This window comes from Amycolatopsis sp. cmx-8-4, assembly GCF_046548675.1.
Lineage (GTDB): Bacteria > Actinomycetota > Actinomycetes > Mycobacteriales > Pseudonocardiaceae > Amycolatopsis.
The window spans coordinates 162,833-182,874 of record NZ_JAEBDZ010000011.1 but is presented as its reverse complement, the minus strand read 5'-3'; the positions used below and the strand labels follow the sequence as shown (position 1 = coordinate 182,874).

The 20,042-nt window shown below is 72.4% G+C and carries 19 protein-coding genes; 5 read left to right on the top strand and 14 right to left on the bottom strand.

What is annotated here, in order from left to right; genetic code table 11:
• The first annotated feature begins 136 nt into the window (after positions 1–136).
• Complete coding sequence (locus ACLJQZ_RS24410; RefSeq protein WP_003081521.1) at positions 137–484, top strand: RNA polymerase-binding protein RbpA; 348 nt, start codon at positions 137–139, stop codon at positions 482–484.
• A 165-nt stretch (positions 485–649) separates the two neighbouring features.
• On the opposite strand, the gene ACLJQZ_RS24405 is transcribed toward ACLJQZ_RS24410, so the two are convergent.
• Positions 650–1,324: an NUDIX domain-containing protein gene (locus ACLJQZ_RS24405; protein ID WP_410622188.1), complete on the bottom strand. Its 675-nt coding sequence runs from the start codon at positions 1,322–1,324 to the stop codon at positions 650–652.
• A 48-nt stretch (positions 1,325–1,372) separates the two neighbouring features.
• Here ACLJQZ_RS24405 and ACLJQZ_RS24400 point away from each other — a divergent pair, with 48 nt between their 5' ends.
• Together ACLJQZ_RS24400 and ACLJQZ_RS24395 are read left to right on the top strand one after the other, a co-directional pair.
• The gene (locus ACLJQZ_RS24400; RefSeq protein WP_410622187.1) at positions 1,373–2,134 is read left to right on the top strand and encodes a DeoR/GlpR family DNA-binding transcription regulator; all 762 of its coding nucleotides are present in this window, start codon (positions 1,373–1,375) and stop codon (positions 2,132–2,134) included.
• 11 nt (positions 2,135–2,145) lie between these two features.
• Positions 2,146–2,904: a class I SAM-dependent methyltransferase gene (locus ACLJQZ_RS24395; RefSeq protein ID WP_410622186.1), complete on the top strand. Its 759-nt coding sequence runs from the start codon at positions 2,146–2,148 to the stop codon at positions 2,902–2,904.
• Here the strand turns inward: ACLJQZ_RS24395 and ACLJQZ_RS24390 are convergent.
• From ACLJQZ_RS24390 to ACLJQZ_RS24380, 3 genes are read right to left on the bottom strand one after another with little or no spacing between them, the layout of a single operon-like run.
• A complete protein-coding gene (locus ACLJQZ_RS24390) occupies positions 2,891–3,658 on the bottom strand; it encodes a polyprenol monophosphomannose synthase (protein WP_326949648.1) in 768 nt (255 codons plus the stop codon). The two genes, ACLJQZ_RS24395 and ACLJQZ_RS24390, sit on opposite strands and share 14 nt — an antisense overlap.
• Positions 3,659–3,684: 26 nt before the next feature.
• On the bottom strand, positions 3,685–5,313 hold the full coding sequence (gene lnt / locus ACLJQZ_RS24385; RefSeq protein ID WP_410622185.1) for an apolipoprotein N-acyltransferase: 1,629 nt from the start codon (positions 5,311–5,313) through the stop codon (positions 3,685–3,687).
• Positions 5,314–5,324: 11 nt separating this feature from the next.
• Positions 5,325–6,929: an amidohydrolase gene (locus tag ACLJQZ_RS24380; protein ID WP_410622184.1), complete on the bottom strand. Its 1,605-nt coding sequence runs from the start codon at positions 6,927–6,929 to the stop codon at positions 5,325–5,327.
• Between the two features lie 131 nt (positions 6,930–7,060).
• Here ACLJQZ_RS24380 and ACLJQZ_RS24375 point away from each other — a divergent pair, with 131 nt between their 5' ends.
• A complete protein-coding gene (locus ACLJQZ_RS24375; protein WP_410622183.1) occupies positions 7,061–8,449 on the top strand; it encodes a KamA family radical SAM protein in 1,389 nt (462 codons plus the stop codon).
• Positions 8,450–8,455: 6 nt separating this feature from the next.
• Here ACLJQZ_RS24375 and ACLJQZ_RS24370 read toward each other — a convergent pair whose 3' ends face one another.
• Together ACLJQZ_RS24370 and ACLJQZ_RS24365 are read right to left on the bottom strand one after the other, a co-directional pair.
• Complete coding sequence (locus tag ACLJQZ_RS24370; protein WP_410622182.1) at positions 8,456–8,710, bottom strand: acyl carrier protein; 255 nt, start codon at positions 8,708–8,710, stop codon at positions 8,456–8,458.
• Positions 8,711–8,916: 206 nt separating this feature from the next.
• Complete coding sequence (locus tag ACLJQZ_RS24365) at positions 8,917–9,501, bottom strand: TetR/AcrR family transcriptional regulator (RefSeq protein WP_410622181.1); 585 nt, start codon at positions 9,499–9,501, stop codon at positions 8,917–8,919.
• A gap of 134 nt (positions 9,502–9,635) precedes the next feature.
• Here ACLJQZ_RS24365 and ACLJQZ_RS24360 point away from each other — a divergent pair, with 134 nt between their 5' ends.
• Positions 9,636–11,198: an MDR family MFS transporter gene (locus ACLJQZ_RS24360; protein WP_410622180.1), complete on the top strand. Its 1,563-nt coding sequence runs from the start codon at positions 9,636–9,638 to the stop codon at positions 11,196–11,198.
• Between the two features lie 45 nt (positions 11,199–11,243).
• Here ACLJQZ_RS24360 and ACLJQZ_RS24355 read toward each other — a convergent pair whose 3' ends face one another.
• The 8 genes from ACLJQZ_RS24355 to ACLJQZ_RS24320 form a co-directional block, all read right to left on the bottom strand.
• The gene (locus ACLJQZ_RS24355; RefSeq protein WP_410622179.1) at positions 11,244–13,391 is read right to left on the bottom strand and encodes a DUF6351 family protein; all 2,148 of its coding nucleotides are present in this window, start codon (positions 13,389–13,391) and stop codon (positions 11,244–11,246) included.
• A 555-nt stretch (positions 13,392–13,946) separates the two neighbouring features.
• Entirely contained in the window at positions 13,947–15,062 is a 1,116-nt protein-coding gene (locus tag ACLJQZ_RS24350) for a GntG family PLP-dependent aldolase (RefSeq protein ID WP_326949659.1), read from the bottom strand.
• A gap of 17 nt (positions 15,063–15,079) precedes the next feature.
• A complete protein-coding gene (locus tag ACLJQZ_RS24345) occupies positions 15,080–15,265 on the bottom strand; it encodes an MbtH family protein (protein WP_410622178.1) in 186 nt (61 codons plus the stop codon).
• Positions 15,262–16,752 carry an argininosuccinate lyase gene (locus tag ACLJQZ_RS24340; protein ID WP_410622177.1) on the bottom strand — a complete coding sequence of 497 codons (1,491 nt, stop codon included), beginning with the start codon at positions 16,750–16,752 and terminating at the stop codon, positions 15,262–15,264. The genes ACLJQZ_RS24345 and ACLJQZ_RS24340 overlap by 4 nt, the downstream gene beginning before the upstream one ends.
• The gene (locus ACLJQZ_RS24335) at positions 16,749–16,877 is read right to left on the bottom strand and encodes a hypothetical protein (protein ID WP_410622176.1); all 129 of its coding nucleotides are present in this window, start codon (positions 16,875–16,877) and stop codon (positions 16,749–16,751) included. Before ACLJQZ_RS24335 ends, ACLJQZ_RS24340 begins: the two co-directional genes overlap by 4 nt.
• Positions 16,874–18,073, bottom strand: a complete 1,200-nt coding sequence (locus tag ACLJQZ_RS24330) for an ATP-grasp domain-containing protein (RefSeq protein WP_410622285.1) — start codon at positions 18,071–18,073, stop codon at positions 16,874–16,876. The genes ACLJQZ_RS24335 and ACLJQZ_RS24330 overlap by 4 nt, the downstream gene beginning before the upstream one ends.
• Positions 18,073–19,113 (bottom strand): pyridoxal-phosphate dependent enzyme, encoded by a 1,041-nt coding sequence (locus ACLJQZ_RS24325; RefSeq protein WP_410622175.1) that lies wholly within the window; start codon positions 19,111–19,113, stop codon positions 18,073–18,075. Before ACLJQZ_RS24325 ends, ACLJQZ_RS24330 begins: the two co-directional genes overlap by 1 nt.
• A 5-nt stretch (positions 19,114–19,118) precedes the next feature.
• Positions 19,119–20,042, bottom strand: a complete 924-nt coding sequence (locus ACLJQZ_RS24320) for a kinase (protein ID WP_410622174.1) — start codon at positions 20,040–20,042, stop codon at positions 19,119–19,121.

The following is a 20,042-nucleotide window of genomic DNA, read 5'->3' as shown; positions in this document are numbered from 1 at the left end:
GAAGCTGATCCCGGCGGGTGACGCAGCTCATCGTGAGCAACGACATGGTGAACCGGGAATCCCCGGAGACCCTGAGTCGTTGCATAGGGTGAGCACCACCCTGGCTCCACCCCGGAGCTGACTGAAAGGACCCATCATGGCCGACCGTGTTCTTCGTGGAAGCCGGCTGGGAGCGGTCAGCTACGAGACCGACCGCAACCACGACCTCGCCCCGCGACGCACCGTGCGCTACGCCTGCCCCAAGAACCACGAGTTCGAGGTGCCGTTCTCCGACGACGCCGAGATCCCGACGGTGTGGGAATGCCGGCTGCACGGCAGCGAGTCCGAGATCGTCGATGGCGGGCAGCCCGAGCAGAAGAAGGTCAAGCCGCCGCGGACCCACTGGGACATGCTGCTTGAGCGGCGCACCATCCCCGAGCTCGAGGACCTGCTGAACGAACGTCTCGCCGAGCTGAAGGGCCGCCGGACCTCCCGGTCCGCGTGACCTCTTCGGGACTCGGCTCGTAGCCTGCTCCCACCACAACGGAAAGGCCCCCGCGACCTCCCCCCGCGGGGGCCTTTCGCATGCCCGGAGGACTGGGCACCGGCACGCGGCACCTACCGGCCGTGAGGGGCACCCTCAGGGCTTTTACGTCCCTGAGGGTGCCCCTCACGGCCAACGGCTGAACGGACCTTCCAGGGCCGCCCACTGCAGCAGCATGATCGTCTTGGCGTCGGCGATCTCCCCCGTGCCCACCATGGCCAGGGCCTCCTTGAACGGCAGCTCGACCACCTCGATGTCCTCCCCCTCCTCCGCGAGCCCGCCGCCGGCGCCGCGCTCGGCCGGGCGGTACGGCGCCGCGTAGCAGTGCAGCCGCTCGGTGACCGAGCCCGGGCTCGTGAAGACGTCGAACACGTGCTCCAGCTCACCGATGCGGACGCCGGTCTCCTCCTGCGCCTCGCGGCGGATGGCCGTCTCGGGGTCCTGGTCGTCCAGGAGCCCGGCCGCGGCCTCCAGCAGCATCCCGTCGGGGTGATCGTTGACGTAGACCGGGTAACGGAACTGCCGGGTCAGCAGCACCGTGGCGCCCTCGAGGTCGTAGAGCAGCACGGTGGCGCCGTTGCCGCGGTCGTAGGTCTCACGCTGCTCGGTCGTCCGGTGCCCGTCGCCGCGGTCGTAGTCGAACGTCGTGCGGCGCAGCACGTGCCAGCCGGCCGCGAGCAGCTCGACGTCGGTGACGCGCACCCGCGGATTCCGGTCCAGGTCACGGCCCGCCTGGTCGAGGCCGGTGCGGCCCCGGTGGTCGGGGACGTCGAGGCCGGGCACGCTTGTCGAAGAAGTCATGCCGCGACCATAATGTGCACGACTCGGAACGAACAAGGAGGATCGTGCATGCTGGTCGGGGAACGCCGCGAACTGCTGCTAGGCCGGCTGGCCGCCGAAGGCAAGGTGCTGGCCAAGGACGTCGCGGCCGAGCTCGGCGTCTCAGAGGACAGCATCCGCCGCGACCTGCGGGACCTCGCCTCGGCCGGCCTCTGCCAGCGTGTCTACGGCGGTGCGCTGCCCGTCTCCCCCGCTGTCGCCGACTACGCGAGCCGGACGTCGATCGCCGTCGCGGGCAAGGACCGGGTGGCCGCCCTCGCCGCCGGCCTGGTCCGGCCGGGGTCGACGGTCATCCTCGACGGCGGGACCACCACCCTGGCCGTCACGAAGGCGCTGCCCCGTGACCTGGTGGCGACGGTCGTGACGCACAGCCCGACCGTCGCCGCCGCGCTGCTGGACCACGAGGGCATCGAGGTGTTCCTGCTGGGCGGACGCCTGTTCCGGCACTCCGCGGTCACCTGCGGCGCGGCCGCGGCCGAGGCCGCTCAGGCGATCAGCGCCGACGTCTTCCTGCTCGGCGTCACCGGCGTCCACCCCGAGGCCGGGCTGACCACCGGCGACGCCGAGGAAGCCGCGATGAAGCGGACGCTGGCCCGGCGCGCGGCCGACACGTACGTGCTGGCGAGCGCCGAGAAGCTCGGCGCGGCGTCGCGGTGCGCGGTCTTGCCCTTCGCCGACGTCGCCGGAATCATCACCGACGCCGACGAGACCGAGCCGAACGTGCGGAAACTTGCAGAACTCGGCGTCGAGCTGCGGCTCGCCGGCCGTTGAGGGGGAACCACATGACCGAGCACCGGGTGAAGTTCGCGGCGCTGTTCGACGCCGAGGTCCGGCCGCACAATGAGCGCTTCCGGGCCGCGGCGGCCGTCACCCGCGGCGAGGACGTCCTGGACGTCGGCTGCGGGACCGGCGAGTCCACCCGGGAGGCCGCTCGGGCCTCGGTGACCGGGACCGTCCTCGGCGTCGACGTCTCCGAGGCGGCGATCGCGACGGCCTCAGAACGCGGAGAAGCGACGTTCGCGGTCGCCGACGCGCAAACGCACCCGTTCCCGGCCGTGCGGTTCGACGTCGCGCTCAGCCGGTTCGGCTCGATGTTCTTCCCCGACCCGCCCGCGGCCTTCGCGAACATCGCGCGCGCCCTGCGGCCCGGCGGGCGCCTGGTGCTGCTCGTCTGGCAGGAGCGTGACCGCAACGAGTGGTACTCCGTGCTCCACGACGCGCTGGCGCCCGGCACGACACCGCCACCCGCCGGTGCGCACTTCTCCCTCGGCCACCCCGAGCGCACGCGGGCGCTGCTCGAAGGCGCGGGCCTCACCGGCGTCGAGTTCACCGGAGTGCGCGAACCCGTCTGCTACGGGCCCGACACCGCGACCGCGGTCGAGTTCACCCTCGGCCTCAAGGACGCGAAGGAACTGCTCGCCGGGCAGGACGAAGACGCCGCCGTGGATCGGCTGCGCACGGCGTTCACCGCGCACGAGACCCCCGACGGCGTCTTCCTTGGCTCCAGAGCCTGGATCGTGACGGCGCTCAGCCGCGCTTGAACAGCCGCTTCAGCTGCTGCGTCCGGCGCTGCACGCCCCACGTCGCCACCCGCAGGAACGCCTCGCGGATGATCGAGCCGCTCATCTTCGACTCGCCGATCTCGCGCTCGGTGAACGTGATCGGCACCTCGACGATCTCGAACCCGGCGTCGGCCGTGCGCAGCGTCAGGTCGATCTGGAAGCAGTAGCCGTGCGAGTTGACCTCGTCCAGGGCCAGCTTCTCCAGCACCGGGCGCCGGTACGCGCGGAACCCGGCGGTGATGTCGCGCACGCGCATTCCCAGCGCGAGCTGCGAGTAGACGTTGGCTCCGCGGGAGAGGATCTGCCGGTTGACCGGCCAGTTCACCACGCTGCCGCCGGGCACGTACCGCGAGCCGATGGCCAGGTCGGCGTCGCCGACCGCGTCCAGCAGCCGCGGCAGGTCCTCCGGCGCGTGCGAGCCGTCGGCGTCCATCTCGACGATCGTGTTGTACTCCCGCGCCAGCCCCCACCGGAACCCGGCGATGTAGGCGGCACCCAGGCCGGACTTCTCCGTCCGGTGGAGCACGTGGACGCGCTCGTTGGCCGCGGCGCGCTCGTCGGCGAGCTCACCGGTCCCGTCCGGGCTGCCGTCGTCCACGACCAGCACGTCCACATCCGGAAGTGCCTTGTGCAGGCGGTCCAGGATCGGCCCGAGGTTCTCCCGCTCGTTGTAGGTCGGGATCACCACCAGCACCGGCTCGATTCCCCGGGCCCCCCGCGGCGCCTGCGACATCCGTGCTCCTCCGATATCCCCGGCGGTCAGTCCGCCGTGTCCCCTGCCGTGCCGGCGCTGCTGCGCCGGGTGCGAAAACGGAGTACGAGCCCGCCGGCCACCCCGGCGATCGCCAGTGCCAGCAACCCGTACTCCGTCCACGCACCGAGTCGATCCGACAGCGTAGTCTGCGTGCGCAGCGGCACGCGCCCGACCAGGGAGTCGGCCGTGAAAAGGCCGGTTGAGCTGGTGATCGTGCCATCGGGCGCGACGATGGCGCTGACCCCTGAGACGGCGGACACCACGACCGACCGGCTGTGCTCGACCGCCCGCAGCCGCGACATCGCCAGCTGCTGCACGCTCATCTCGCTGTCCCCGTACCAGGCGTTGTTGGTCGGCACGACCAGCAGCTCGGCCCCGTCGCGGACGGCGTCGTGGGCGGGGTAGTCGAACGCGGCCTCGTAGCAGACGAACACCCCGACCCGGGTGCCGGCGACGCCCAGCGTCTGGTTGGCGCCGTCACCCGGGACCATGTCGACGGTCTCCTGGTCCACGAACGGCGTGACGAGCGCGGCGAGCTTGCGGGCGGGCACGTACTCGCCGAAGGGCACCAGCTGCTGCTTGGCGTAGCGCTGCCCGGGCCCGGTGTTCGGGTCCCAGGTGATGACGGAGTTTTGGATGTGCCGGTCCGGCAGCACGTACAGCGCGCCGATCAGGGCCGGGACGCCGAAGTTCGCGACGAGCTGGTCGACCTGCGGGTCCGGGCCGTTGACGGTGGTGGCGCTCTCCGGCCACAGAACCAGGTCCGGCTTCGGGACCTTCCCGGCGCGGATCGCGTCCAGCAGCCGGTTGCTCTCGGCGATGGTGTTGCGGCGCAGCAGGTCCCGCTCGCCCTGCAGCGCGAGGCCGATGTCCGGGGCGTTGCCCTGCACGGTGGCGATGGTGCGCTCGCCGTCCTGGGCGGCGGTCCCGATGGTCGGCCACAGCGCCAGGCCCGCGACGACGGGCAGCACCGTGCCGACGGCGGCCAGGACGTTGCGCCGGGCGCGCAGTGCGGGCCGGTGCGCGTCACGGGTGTCCCAGAGCCGTCCGGCGAGCGCGGCGAGGCAGAAGCCGCTGACGACGACGGCGAGGCCGACCAGTGGCGCGCCGCCGATGGAGGCGAGCGGCAGGAACGCGCCTTCGGGCTGGCTGAACGCGACCCGGCCCCACGGGAACCCGCCGAAGGGGAACCACGCGCGCGGCGTCTCCATGGCGATGAAGATCAGCGCGCCCCACAGCGGCGCGAGCGGCAGCCGGGCCACCAGCGTGATGAGCCCGCCCGCCAGGCCGTAGTAGAGCGCCAGCGCGCCCGACAGGCCGAGCCACGGCCACGGGCCGAAGTCCGGGCCGAGGAAGTCCAGCAGCCAGGTCAGCAGCGGCAGGAAGAAGACGAGCCCGAACGCGAAGCCGTAACCGAATGCGCCCCGGAAGCCGCGGCCGCGCAGCACGAGCGCGAACCCGGCGAAGGCGAGCGGGGCGAGCCACCACAGCGGGCGCGGCGCGAAGCTCAGGTAATAGGCGAATCCGGACACTAGTGCGCCGGCCAGCCGCAGCAGCCACGCTCGCGGGAAGCGCCGGGTTCGGGTGGATTGCTGCGAAGCGCCCGGTTCGGGGTCCGCCACGGTGACTGCCACAGGTGCTGACTCTAGGTGCCCGGCGTGAAGTCGTCGTAGACGACCTCGCCCGCGCGCACCGTGCGCAGGCAGCGCGGCAGCTCCGCACCGGGCTCGAGGCGCGGCAGCGGCGGCACGCCGGCGCGGGGGTCGGTGGACCAGCGCTGCACGCGGGTGTCCGGGGTGGCGACGACGAGGTCGGTCGCGTCCCAGATCGCGTAGTGCGCCGGCGCGCCCGGGGCCAGGCTCCCGGTGATGCCGTCGTTGACGCCGGCGGCGCGGTGCCCGGCGCGGGTGTGCGCGGTGAACGCGGCGCGCGGCGACAGGCCCGCACCCGGCGTCCGGTGGTAGGCGGCCGCGCGGACGCTCGCCCACGGGTCCAGCGGCGTGACGGGCGCGTCGGAGCCGAAGGCGAGCATGACGCCTTCGGCGGCCAGCGCGGAGAACGGGTTGAGCCCGGCCGCGCGGCCGGCGCCGAGGCGTTCGGCGTACATCCCGTCCGTGCCGCCCCACGCGGCGTCGAACAGCGGCTGCATCGAGGCGACGACACCCCAGGCGGCCAGGATCCGGGCCTGCTCGGCGGTGACCATCTCCAGGTGCTCCAGCCGGTGGTGGCCGGCCGCCAGCGCGCGCTGGCCGACCTGCTTCTCGGCCAGGCGGAAGCCTTCGATGACCTCGGCGGTGGCGGCGTCGCCGATGACGTGGAACCCGGCCTGCAGCCCGGCCTCGGTGCACGCGGCGAGGTGCTCGCCGATGCGGTGGGCGTCGAGGTAGAGCGCCCCGGAGCCGTGGTGGTCGGCGTACGGCTCGCTCAGCGCGGCGGTGCGGGAGCCGAGGGCGCCGTCGATGAAGAGGTCACCGGCCAGGCCGCGCACGCCCAGTTCGCGAGCGGTGTCGACGGCGCCGAGCTCGCCCCAGTAGCCGACGACCTCGGGCCCGTCCGGGCCGGCGAGGGCCAGGAGCGCGGCGAGGTCGTCGCGGCCGGAGATGTCGGGGCCGGCGCACTCGTGGACGCTGACGATGCCCTGCTTCGCGGCTTCGGCGAGGAAGGCGCGCTGAGCGCGTTCGCGCTGCTCGGGGGTGACGGCGGCGCGCACGGCCGCGCGGACGGCGTGGTGGGCGTCACGGGTCAGCGGGCCGTCGGGCGACCAGCCGTCGGCGCCGCGGGCGGCCGGGGCCAGCTCGACCAGCGCCGTCGAGACGAGGGCGGAGTGGACGTCGACGCGGCTGAGGTAGACCGGGATGCCGCCGGCGGCGGCGTCGAGTTCGGTGCGGCTGGGCAGCCGCGGGTCGGTCCAGGCGGTCTCGTCCCAGCCGTGGGCCAGCAGGACCTGCCCGGGCACGACGGCGTCGCGAACGGCGGCCAGCAGCCCGGCGCGGTCCCGGACGGCGGTGAGGTCGAGGCCGGTCAGGTGCAGGCCGGTGGCGGTGGCGTGGACGTGCGCGTCGACGAACGCGGGGGCCACGAAGGCGCCGTCGAGGTCGATGATCTCGGCGCCGGGGTGCAGCGCGCGGGCCGGGCCGTCCTGGCCGGCCCAGACGACGGTGCCGCCGGTGACCGCCATGGCCGTGGCGTCCGGGCCTGCGGGGGTGTAGATGCGCCCGCCGAGCAGGAGCGTGGTGTGTTCGTCCGTCACGCCCTGAGTCTGCTCCGGCCTTCCGACCCCTCCGCCACCTGGGGGAAGCTCCGCAAGCATGCAGGAAGATTTACTCCGTGAGAACGTTATGACAGGATATTTTGACGCCTAACCGACGACTGGGAGTACAAGTGACTGCGATCCAGGAACCTGTGACGCCTGCCGCCGCCATCGACCAGCCCTACGAGTACGCCCGCGCCGAGCTGGTGGAACCCGACTGGCGCCGTTTCCCCGGCTGGCACGGCGTGACCGACGCGGAGTGGCGTGACGCCCAGTGGCAGCGGGTGCACTGCATCCGCAACGCCAAGCAGCTGCGCGCCCTGATGGGCGACCTGCTGGAGGACCGCTTCTACGACGACCTGGCCGCCGACCAGCGCGAGATGGCGACCATGTCGATGCTGCTGCCGCCGCAGATGATCAACACGATGGCGCCGACGGCGGGCACCGACCCGGCGAAGGTGACCGAGGCGTTCTACCGCGACCCGATCCGCCGCTACATGCTCCCGGTCAAGAGCGACCGCGACACGACGTGGCCGAGCCACCCCCACTCGGAACGCGACTCGCTGCACGAAGCGGAGATGTGGGTCGTCGAAGGCCTCACCCACCGCTACCCGACCAAGGTGCTGGCCGAGATGATCTCGACCTGCCCGCAGTACTGCGGGCACTGCACCCGGATGGACCTCGTCGGCAACTCGACCGAGCAGGTCGAGAAGCACAAGCTGACCCTCAAGCCGGTCGACCGCCAGGACGCGATGATCGCGTACCTCAAGAAGACCCCGGGCGTGCGCGACGTGGTCGTCTCCGGCGGCGACGTAGCCAACGTGCCGTGGCCGCAGCTCGAGTCGTTCCTCATGCGCCTGATGGACATCGACACCGTCCGCGACATCCGCCTGGCGACGAAGGCCCTGGCCGCGCTGCCGCAGCACTGGCTGCAGCCGAAGGTCGTCGAAGGCCTCGAGCGCGTCGCCGTCACCGCCCAGCGCCGCGGCGTCAACCTGGCGATCCACACCCACGTCAACCACGCTCAGTCGGTGACCCCGCTGGTCACGGAGGCCGCGCAGACGGCGCTGAACGTCGGCGTCCGCGACGTCCGCAACCAGGGCGTCCTGATGCGCGGCGTCAACGCCACGCCGGCACAGCTGCTGGACCTGTGCTTCGCACTGCAGGGCGAGGCGAACATCCTGCCGTACTACTTCTACATGTGCGACATGATCCCGAACGCCGAGCACTGGCGGGTATCGGTGCACGAGGCACAGGAGCTGCAGCACGCGATCATGGGCTACCTCCCGGGCTACGCGACCCCGCGCATCGTCTGCGACGTCCCCTACGTCGGCAAGCGCTGGGTACACCAGCTGGCCGACTACGACCGCGAGCTCGGGATCTCGTACTGGACCAAGAACTACCGCACGGGCATCGAACTGGACGACCCGGAAGCCTTGCAGCGGCGCTACCCCTACTACGACCCGATCACCACCCTGCCGGAGGCGGGCCGGACGTGGTGGGCCGGGCAGGCCGGCTGACGCTTCTCACGCGATCGGGACGCGCGCCGGGCTCGCCGCCAGGTGCGCGACCCGGCGCGGGGTGGGGCTGTCGATGATCTCGCCCAGTGCCGCCATGAAGTGCGGCTCGTCCTCGGCCGCGACCACCTCGGCGCGCACCCTCGCCACCATCACCATCAGCGTCAACGAGGTGCCGCCCAGGGAGCAGAAGTCGCTGTCCGAGCCGATGTCGCGTTCGGGCAGACCGAGCGTCGTGGCCCAGATCGTGGCCAGCGCCGACACGGCCGGACCCGCCGGTTCGGCCGTGGGGACGTCCGCCGTCGCGAACGGTCCGGTAGCGCGTGGGCGTCGACCTTGCCGCTGGGCGCCTGCAGGAGCCGGTGGCACCAGGTGCTTCGGCACCCGGGCGGCCAGGTGAGCCGTGAGGTCTGCCGGTAGCACGTCCCCGGCGCAGACGACTTAGGCGCACGGGACGCGGTCGGTAACGCCTACGAGCGCACGACGACCGGGAAGCCCGGGGAGATGAGGGAGGCCGTCTCGGTGGCCGCGGTGAGGATCTCGTCGTCGGTCAGGTCGAGCCCGTGTGAGCCCATGACCGCGAGGTTGACGCTCATCATCGCCATCCTGATCTTGAGCCGGTCCAGCTCCGACGCACCCGGCTCGGCCAGCAGCGACGAGATCTTCTGCAGGCGGTCCAGCGCGCCGCCGTGGTCGGGCCTGAGGTCGCGCAGCGCGGCCTGGTTGGCGATGGCGAACCGGGCGAAGCCGAGGCCGTCGTCGATCATGAGGCCGAACCAGCCGGCCGCTACCCTGGCCGAGCGTTCCGGCGAGTGCGGCTGCCCTTCGGCCCAGTCGATGAGTGCGTCGAGCGTGGTCAGCCGGTCTTCGAACAGGCTGCGGACGATCGCTTCCTTGCTTTCGAAGTGGTAGTACAACGCGGCCTTGGTGATGTCGAGCTGCTCGGCGATCTGCCGCAACGACGTGGCCTCGTAGCCGTGCACGGTGAACAGGTCCAGCGCGACGCGCCGGATTTCGGCGCGCCGGTCGCCCGCTGCCTTGCGTTGCTGCGCCATGGGCGTGGCTCTCCTGGTTTGCTCGATCGATCCGCGAGTCCATGATAACCCGTTGCTTACCTTCCGGCCGGTCAGTACTCTCACTACTGACCGGCCGGAAAGTAAGTTGACCACCTCGTGAAGGATCCCGCCCCATGACGACAGAGACCACCGGCGAGGCCGCCCCGCCCGGCGCCGCGGACGCGGCCACAGCGCCCGCCCAGTTCACCCACCGGCAGATCATGGTCACGATGAGCGGCCTGGTCATCGCGATGCTCCTGGCGATGCTGGACAACATGATCGTCGCCCCGGCGCTGCCCACGATCGTCGGCGACCTCGGCGGCCTGAGCCACCTCGCCTGGGTGACGACCGGCTACATCCTCGCCTCGACGGCGTCCACCCCGATCTGGGGCAAGCTCGGCGACCTCTTCGGGCGGCGCATCGTCTTCGTCTCGTCGGTCGTGGTGTTCCTCGCGGGCTCGGCGCTGGCCGGGATGTCGCAGAACATGGGCGAGCTGGTCGCCTTCCGCGCCGTGCAGGGCCTCGGCGCCGGCGGCCTGATGGTCGGCGTGCTGTCGATCATCGGCGAGATGATCCCGTCGCGGGAACGCAGCAAGTACATGGGCCTGATGGCCGTCATGCCGGTCGCGATGATCGGCGGCCCGCTGGCCGGCGGCTTCATCACCGACAACTTCTCCTGGCGCTGGGCCTTCTACGTCAATCTGCCGCTCGGCGCGGTCGCGCTGGTGGTCTGCTGGCTCACCCTCGCCAAGCTCCCCCGCGGCACCGGCAAGGCGCGCATCGACTGGCTCGGCGCCGGCCTGCTGACCGTGTGGATCACCACGCTCGTCCTGATCACCAGCTGGGGCGGCACGCAGTACGACTGGGCGTCACCGCAGATCCTCGGCCTCGCCGTGGTGACCGTGGCCGCGTTCATCGCCTTCGTGGTCGTGCAGCGCCGGGTGGCCGAGCCGATCATGCCGCTACGCGTGTTCGGCAACGTCAACTTCACCCTTTCGGGCGGGCTCGCGTTCATCTCCGGCTTCGCGATGTTCGGCGCGGTCACGTTCCTGCCGCAGTTCCAGCAGTTCGTGCAGGGCTCGTCGGCGACCAACAGCGGGCTGCTACTGATGCCGATGATGATCGCGGCCATGGTCGTCTCCCTCGCCAGCGGCGCGATCATCAGCAAGACCGGGCGCTACAAGATCTTCCCGATCATCGGCGGCATCCTGCTCACCGCGGCGCTCGCCCTGTTCGCGACCCTGGACATCGACACGTCCAAGACGACGACCGCGATCTACATGGTCGTGCTCGGCGCCGGAATGGGCTGCCTGATGCAGACGTCCACGCTGATCGCGCAGAACAGCATCGAACTGCGTGACATCGGAGCGGGCACGGGCGCGGCGACCTTCCTGCGCAACATGGGCAGCTCACTCGGGGTGGCGCTGCTGGGCGCGATCTACACCAGCTCGCTGAGCACCTCCCTGACCGGTGGCGCCGGCTTCTCCGCGAGCGGCAACCAGATGACCCCCGCCATCCTGCACAAGCTGCCCGAAGCCGCGCAGCACATGTTCAAGGTCGCCGTCACCGACAGCCTGGGCACGATGTTCATCGTGGCCGCCTCGGTCGCGGCGGCGGGCATCGTCATCGCGTTCTTCGTCCGCCAGATCCCGCTGCGGGGCCGCGCCCCCGCCGAGACGGCGCTCCAGGAGGTCTGAAGACTCGGTGAGCGTTCCGGCCGGAACGCTCACCGAGCCCGTCCGTCACCGCAGCTTCGTCGGCGGCGTGGTGCCGGTCCGTTCGTCGCCGTAGCTCAGCCAGGTCCCGATCGGGGCACGCTGTCCGACGCCCGGACGGCTGTAGTCGCACACGCCGCCGGGGAACGCCGCCCGCAGCCGGGTCCGCTCCGCTGTCGTGAAGGTGACCGGGTAGTCGCGGAAGTTCAGCGGCTGGAGCCGGCACTTCAGCACGTCGAGGGACAGGCTCTCCCCCGCGACCATCCGGGTGTTGGCCGCCACCGGGTACTGCGCGCCGCACTGGCCGCTCGCCGGGTACGTCAGCTTCTCGGTGATCCGCGACGCGGCGGACAGGTAACACCCGTCGCCGAGATCGCCCGGCCGGTTCGCCAGCACCTTCTGCTGCCGGCCCCGGTGTGAGCCGTCGGCGTCGATCGCGGTCAGCCAGCGGTCCATCGCGTCGAGCTCGTAGACACTGGCGGCCGCCGCTTCGGCCCCGGTGGCGTGGTTTTCGATGATGACCTGGTTGCCCGCGGTGCCGTTGGCCCGCAGAAGCCGTTGCCGCATCACGTAAGACCACTCGGTGGTGTGGATGTCGTTGCCGAACCCGGCGAGGTCGAGATCGGTCCGCTGGTCGATGATCGGCGTCTCCCGCAAGCCCTGCGACGCCGAGTTGACGAGGTCGTCGGCGTAGACCGTGGTGAGCGCCTTCGGGTCGGCCGCGATCCGCTGCGCCACGGGCTTTCCGGTGTAGTCGAGGCCGCCGATGGCGGCGTTGAGGTCCACGAACTGCGCCGCGGTGATCGTCCCGGCCTTCAGCGCGGCCAAGCCGTACTGCACCCCGGTGGTGTCCAGCGGGCTGCGCACGAACCCGGTCTTCGGGTCCCGGCCGATCTGGTTGACCAGCTGCTCGTTGGAGTTGCACTTCACGCCGCGCGGGTTGGTGACCGGATTCCAGCGTGCCGCGACCGGGATGGCCGCGTTGCAGCTGTCGGTCGCGGTGGCGCGGCTGGCGAAGGTCTGGTCCCAGGAGACGCAGGTGTCGTAGCTGATGAAGCCGGCGACGGCCTGCTTCTGCGCCGCGGTGAACGACGCGCCCGGCCCGGCGAAGTACCGGTCCAGCAGGCGGCAGTCCGACACCGGTCCGCCGGTGCTCAGCGGGTCCGGGAACGAGACGCCCGGGATGATGCCGTCGACGATGCCGGGGTAGTTCTCGGCGATGTCGTACTGCTGGATCGCCCCGCCCGAGCCACCCCAGCCGATGGTGTGGGCGACCGGGCCGTAGGTCTCGATGAAGTGTTCCTTGACCATCATCGCCGCTTCGGCCGAGATGATCGGGCTGCAGTTGTTGTCGAGCACGTTCAGGCTCGACGACGTGACCGCGTAACCCTGCGCCAGGAACAGGTCGTTGACGACCCCGCCGGTCGAGTTGCCCTGGTGGTAGCCCGCGTTGCAGCCGCCGCCGAAGGTGTAGACCAGCTTCCCGTTCCAGCTCCGGTCCGGGGCCACTGGCGACGGCGCGCCGTCGTAGAGCGCCGCCATCTCGTAGACGGCGCGGTCGATCGTGCCGCGCTCGACGCGGACGACGTACGGCACCGCGTGCCCGCCGACCGTGGCCGTCGCGAGGTCCGCGGGCCGGGTCGCCGGGTCCGCCAGCGGCGCGAACGCCCCGGCGGTGGTCTTGTACTGGTAGCTCACCTGGGTCGGCGCGCTGCACAGCGGCTGCGACGCCGCGGGCAGGCCGAACGCCTGCGTTTCGCAGTAGAACGGGTGCTGCTGCGAGCCGGAGAAGACGGGCCCGGTGATCGGGTGGTTGGTGACGCGCAGGGTCGCCCGCTGGTCCGGGCCGGGCCCGCTCGTCCGGGCGCTCAGGTCGTTGGCCCCGTCGCGCAGGCCGGTGACCAGGCCGAGCAGGCTGCCGTCCGGCTGGGCGTGGAAGCTCGAGGTGACGTCATGGCCGTTGTCGCTGACGGTGACCCGCGCCCGCGCCGGCGGGACGACCTTGACCAGCACCTGTCCCCCGCTGACGAGCGCGGGCCGCGGGTTCGACACCGTCTCGATCGTCAGCTGCCGCCCTGGCGGGGCGCCGGCCACCGCGGTCGCGGTCCCCATCAGGAGGACGGGCGCGGTCAGGGCCGCCACCACGACGGATGAGCGCAAAGTACGGTTGGCCACCAGACACCCCGCTCGCTTGTGGCATCGCGTCATCGCGACACCGGGCAGCTGCCGGTATAGCACCTGCGGCCCGGCCGGAACAACATCCGGTATCCGTTGTGGAAGAACCGAAAAGTCCGGTTCGGACGCTGAGATCCGCACCCGGGCGAGCGGTCCGGGGCCTTCGACAACCGGTACCCGAACCGGCCCGGCGGTGGGGGCCACGTCGCCCGAGCGGAGCAATTGCCTGGTGGAAGGCGTAAAGCTGATTGACCCGCCGCACCGCTGGGTACTTCTGCGGCACAGCGAAACCCACCGGCCGCGGCGCCTTTCGCCGGATTGCCGCACGCCTCGCCCACCCGGAGACCATCATGAACGACTCAGGAGCTTGGCACGACCAGTTGCAGCGTCAGCAGGAAGCGATCCAGCGCAAGCGCCGGGAAACCACCACGACCAGCACCGTCACCCCCACCCGGTGACGGCCGACTGTCCACAAAGGATCCCGAGGCCCGCCTTCCCCGTCCGTAGCGGGGTTCAGGCGGGCCTCGTTCATGCCGGCACGAGTGATCCGACAGGTCACCGCAGGCCGGCGGTCGGGCCGAGCAGCTCGGTGAACACCGTGATCGCGCGGTCGATGGCGTCGTCGTCGACCCCGGCGTGGGTGACCGCCCGGATGCGGTCGGTGCCCAGCTCCTCCACCTTGACGCCGCGGCGGCGGGCCGCCTCGATCAGGGTGCGGGTCGTGTAGCGGTCGTCGCGGACCTTGAAGAACACCATGTTCGTCACCGGCGGGCCCGGGTCGAGACGGACGCCCGGCACCCGGGACAGCCCGCGGGCCAGGCGGGCGGCGCGGGCGTGGTCGTCGGCCAAGCGCTCGGTCATCTCCGTCAGTGCGACGATGCCGCAGGCCGCGATCATCCCGGCCTGGCGCATGCCGCCGCCGAGCATCTTGCGCATCCGGCGGGCCGCCGCGATCGTCACGCGGTCGCCGACCAGCACCGAGCCGATCGGCGCGCACAGGCCCTTCGACAGGCAGATCTGCACGGTGTCGGCGTGCTTGGCGATCTCCGCCGCGCTGACGCCCAGCGCCACCGCGGCGTTGAACAGCCGCGCGCCGTCGAGGTGCAGGGCGACGCCGTGGGACCGGATCAGCCGCGACACCTCGCTCAGGTAGTCCAGCTGCAGCGGCAGCCCGCCGCAGCGGTTCTGCGGCGTCTCCAGGCTCAGCACCGCCGGCGGCGCGATCTGCGGGTCGCTGCGGTCCACCGCGAGCGCCTCGGCGATCGCGGCCGGGTCGATGGTGCCGTCGGCGAGGTTGGGCAGCGGGTCGTAGACGATGCCGCCGCACAGCGACGCGCCGCCCGCTTCGTAGACGTAGACGTCGGACTCGTGGCCGACGATCGCCTTGCCGCCGCGCGGGCAGTGGGCCAGCAGCGCGGTCAGGTTGGCCATCGTGCCGCTCGGCATCAGGCAGCCGGCCTGCTTGCCGAGCAATTCGGCCGAGAGCTGCTCGAGGCGGTCCACGGTCGGGTCCTCGCCGTAGACGTCGTCGCCGAGCGGGGCGCGGGCGACCGCCTCGAGCATGGCCGGGGTGGGCAGGGTGAAGGTGTCGCTGCGGAGTTCGACGTGCGTGCCCTGGGCGGGCACGGCTTCCGGGCGCAGGGTCGCGAGGTCGTCGGCGAAGGTCGTCACAACAGGCTCCTAAAGGGTCAGCGGGTGGCCATGCGGTCGCGGAGGCTCCGCGGGCGCATGTCGGTCCAGACGGCGTCGATGTGGGCGAGGCACTGGTCACGCGGGCCGGTGACGCCGGCGCTCAGCCAGCCCGGCGGCAGATCGCGGCCGGCGGGCCAGATCGAGTACTGGTCCTCGTCGTTGCGGACGACCGTGAACGTCATGACGTGCTCCTGGTGTCGATGAGCGAGCGGACGGCGTCATCGAGGCCGATCTCGGCCTGGCTCCAGCGCCAGCGGCGTTCCTCGACGTCGGCGCGGACGCGGGCGAACGCCGTCTCGGCCTCGGTGACGGCGGCGAGCACGGAGTCCCGCGCCGGGCCGCCACCGTGGGCGGCGTGCTGGGCGACCTCGGCCGGGTCCAGCGCCGCGAGGACGTGCTCGGGCTGCCCGGCCAGCCGGGTCCGGGCGACTTCGTGCAGCGGCAGCCCGGCGTCGAGGGCCTCCTTGGCGATGGCGCCGACCTCGTGGTGGGCTTGCCGGAACGGCATCCCGGCGTCGACGAGCCGCTCGGCCAGGTGCGTGGCGGCGGTCTGGCCGTCGACGGCGCGTTCGTACATCCGCTCGGGCACCGGTTCGGCCCCTTCGACGACCAGCCGCAGCAGGACGACCGCGTCCGTCGCCGCTTCGAGCGCCGACCACGCCGGGGCCACGGCTTCGGTGCCGACGGCGATGGCGTTGGTGAACCGGGCGGTGGCCATCGCGCTCGCCGACGCGGTGAACGCGCCGAGCGGCGCCAGGGCCCGGCCCTGGACGTGCTCCAGCAGGAACGGGTTGCGCTTCTGCGGCATCATCGAGCTGGACCCGACGACGTCGTCGGCCAGCCGCAGCAACCCGGTCTCGGCGCTGGTCCACGCCTGCAGGTCGTGCGAGACGCGGCAGAGCAGCACCCCCAGGACGGTGGCCGCGGACAGCTGCCGCAGCACCAGGTCCCGCGACGCGACGGCGTGCAGCGAGTTCGCCAGCGGCGCCGCGAAGCCGAGCAACGCCGTCGTGCGGTGCTGGTCGACCGGCAGCGACGTCCCGCCGACCGCGCCCGCGCCGAGCGGGTTCTGGTCGATCTCCGCCCCGGCCTGCCACAGCCCTTCGACGTCGCGCACCAGCGCGCTCGCCACCCCGGCCAGGTAGTGGCCGTAGGTGATCGGCACCGCGGGCTGGTGGTGGGTGTAGGCGGGCATGGTGACGCCGGCCCAGCGCCGCGCGCGTTCCAGCAGGGCGCGGCCGAGCGCGTCGGACTCGGCGAGCAGCCGCTCGTGCGGTTCCCGCAGCCGCAGCCGCACGACGGTGGCGTTGAGGTCGTTGCGGGACCGTCCACTGTGGAGGATTCCGCCGACCTCGGCGCCGAGGGTGTCGATCAGGTAGGACTCGTAGGCGAGGTACCGGCCGCGGGGCGCGGGGACCTCGTGCAGCGGTGCGAACCGCTGCGCCCGCAGGTCTTCGATGCCCGCGAGGAGTTCGGCGGCGCGGCCGGCGTCGACGATGCCGCGTTCGGCGAGCATCACGACGTGGGCGCGGTCGACCTGGCTGATCAGGCCGAGCTCGGCGGCGACCGGGTCCGCCGCGGGGGCGGTGTCGCGGTCGAAGAGGATCTCCCGCGCCGCGGCGGCGACCGGGCTGCTCAGCCGTCCTGTGTCGCCCTTGGCGATGGTCATCGGGGTGCTCCTTCCGGGGTGTCCGGGTGGGGTGCGGGACCGTCCGGGTCTCGTTCGTCGCCCGCGCGGTCGGCGTGGGCTTCGGCGGTCTGCGCGACGGTGGCGATCAGGAACCGCAGCGTCATCGGGTTTCTCCTCGGGGGATCAGGGCGTCGCGCAACCGGTTCAGCCCCGCCACCGCGGCCGCGCGACCGGCACGGGGCCGGTCCGCGACGGCCAGCACGTACCCGGCCCGGTCGCGGTAGTCCCGGGCCGGCCGGACGACGGTGCCGTCCGGCCGGGACAGCCGGGCCGCCACCACTCCGGGCACGGCGGTGGCCGCGGCGACCGCGTCCCCCGCCGCGACCACCGACGCCGACGACGCGGTCAGGAACCGCAGCGAGGCACACACCCGCCGGTCCGGCCGCAGATGCGGGTCGTCCCCCAGCACCGCCGCCACCTGCGCCGCCACCAGGTCGACGCCGGTGGCCGCGCGGACCAGTTCCGGGATCATCCCGCCCGCCAGGCGGGGGTTGACCTCCATCAGGCGCGGGCCGTCCGGCGTGAGCCGGATTTCGACGTGCGCGGCCCCGAACCCGAGGCCGAGCGCGGTCACCGCGGCCCGTGCGGTGTCGGCCAGCGCGGTTTCGTCCGCGGGCGGCAGCGCGGCCGGGGCGTCGTGGCCGACCTCGACGAAGAACGGCGCCGGCCCGAGGTGCTTGCGGACGATCGCCACGACGACGTCGCCGAACAGCTCGACCGAGTACTCCGGCCCGCTCGCGTACGGCTCCACCAGCACCTGCGCCGGCACCGGCAGGCCGCGTTCGTTGTGGGTCACCGAAAGCAGCGCCGCCGCCTGGGAGGCCACCGACTCGGGTGTCTCGCACCGCAGCACCCCGACGCTGCCCGAGCCTTCGGCCGGCTTGAGCACCACGGGGAACTCGGTGGCCGCCGCAACGGCCGCGGCCACCGACGTCACGACCGTGCACTTCGGGGCCATCGCCGCCAGCGCGGCCCGCTGGTGGGCCTTGTTGCGGCAGTCGGTGACGGCGTCCGGGTCCGGGCCGGGAAGGTCGAGCTTCGCCGCGATCCGCGCCGCGACCGGGATGAAGTACTCCGAGCTGGTCGTCACCCCGGCCGGTTCGCCGATGTCGGCGGCGAGGACCGCACACGGGTCGGCGGTGTCGCACTGAACGACGCGGACGCCGTCCTCGACCGCGTACGGGTAGCGGTTCGGGTCGGCCGCCGCCAGCACCGGCTCGTAGCCGAGCTCGCGGGCTCGGCGGGCGAACAGCCGTCCGGTGCCGGTGGTGTTGCTTTCGACGAGCAGCAGGGTGCGCATCACGCCGCCACGTCGGGAACCAGGCGGCGCCGGGCCCAGTTCAGCCAGCTCCACGAGCCGCCGGGCTCGGTGGGGGCGACGACCTCGTACGGCTCGGCCGCACCCGGGTGGGCCAGGCCTTGGGCTCGCAGCCACTCGTCGGAGTAGACGGTGTCCTGGTAGCGGTAGCCCTCGTCCGGCAGCAGCGCGACGACGGTGGCGTCCGGGTGCTGCCGCGACCACCAGTCGGCGACCTTGAAGGACGCGCCGCTGGTCGGGCCCATGAACAGGCAGTGCCGCGCGTACAGCTCGCGGGTCGCGGCGAACGCCTCCGCGGCGCCGATCCAGTGCACCTGGTCGTAGCTTTCGTGCGCGACGTTGGGCGGCACCAGGCTGTTGCCGAGCCCGCGCAGCAAGCGCGGGCCGTCGGGCTGGCCGAAGATCGCGCTGCGCTGGGTGTCGACGCCGATCAGGTTCAGCTCGGGGGCGAGCATCCGCAGGAACGAGCTGGTGCCGGACGTCGACCCGCCGGAGCCGACCGCGCCGACCAGGCAGTCCGGCACGCCGATCGTCTCGGCGAGCTGCTCGGCGACCAGCGCGTAGGACGCCGGGTTGTCGGGATTGCTGTACTGGCCGGGCACCCAGTGGTTCGGGTACTCCGCGCGCAGCTCCTCCAGCCGGTCGAGCCGGGCGCGCTGGAACCCGCCGACCGGGCTGGGCTTCGGGCAGATCTCGACGCGGGCACCGAGGTGCTCGAGCCGGCGCTTCAACGGCGCGTCGATCGCCGGGTCGCCGACGATGGTGAGCGGGTAGCCGCGCAGCCGGCAGACCATCGCGAGGCCGAGGCCGAAGGTGCCCGACGACGTCTCGAGCACGGTGGTGCCGGGGCCTACGTCGCCGCGCTCTTCGGCGCGGTCGAGCATGAACCGGGCGGGCAGCAGCTTCATCAGGCCGAAGGCGGCGACGTGGAAGCCGGGCCGGATGCGGATGATCCGGGGCAGCTCGGTGGCTTCCACGACGGACCGGCTGACAGCGTGGCTGAGGGGAGCGGCAAGGGTCATCGGACTCACCTTTCGGTTTCGAACTGCCAGGTTTCGGTCACGTCGAGCCGGGTCGCGGCGAACTCCAGCCGGGCCGGGGTTTCGGCGTCGGCCGCGTCGAAGATCAGGCCGGCGACGTCGCCGCTGTGCGCGACCTGCACACCGGCGGCCCCGGCGGCGCGGGCGACGGCGAGGATGTCGTCCAGCCCCGGGATGGGCAGGTGGCGCTGGTTGAGCAGAGTGCTGGCGGTGGCGACACGGCCGAGCAGTCGCGCGTCGCCGTCGTTGATGGCTCGCCGCAGCAGGCCGCGCAGCGGGCGGAACGCCTCGATCTCCCACGACGTGTAGCGCGCGGGCGGGAGTTCCAGGGTGTTGACGCCGCGGCCGCCCGGGCTGGTGCCGAAACCCAGCACGGACAGCGGCATCAGCTCGCCGAGGTCTTCGATCGGCTCGCCCTCGCGGTGCGCGAACACCACCGCGCGGCCGCCGTACATCAGGGAGTCGGACGCGGTTTCGGCTTCGACGGCGAGTGCGCCGACCTCGGCCGGGGTGAGCCGGCGGCCGGTCGCGGCGAGCACCGCGCCGATCGCCGACGTCACGTCCGCCGTCGACGACCCGAACCCGCGGCAGAGCGGGATGTCGCTGGTGATGTCGAGCAGCCCACCCGGCACCGGGTACCCGAGCCGGGCCAGCGTCAGGTCGGCGGCGCGGCGGGCCTTGCTGCGCCACGCGGGCCGCACGGTCGTGCCGGTGTCCTCGGTGGGCAGGAACGTCGCGCGGGTGCTGTAGAGCGGGCAGGGCAGCGTGACCAGGCCGCGGCGCAGCCGGTCCCCGGTGACGAACACTCCTTGCAGGATCTCGCCGTGGTGGGCGTCTACGCGGAAGCTCCCCGCGCGCGGGTCGGTGACGGTGGCGGGGGCCGGTGCGGCGACCGCGAGGTCCTCGGTCAT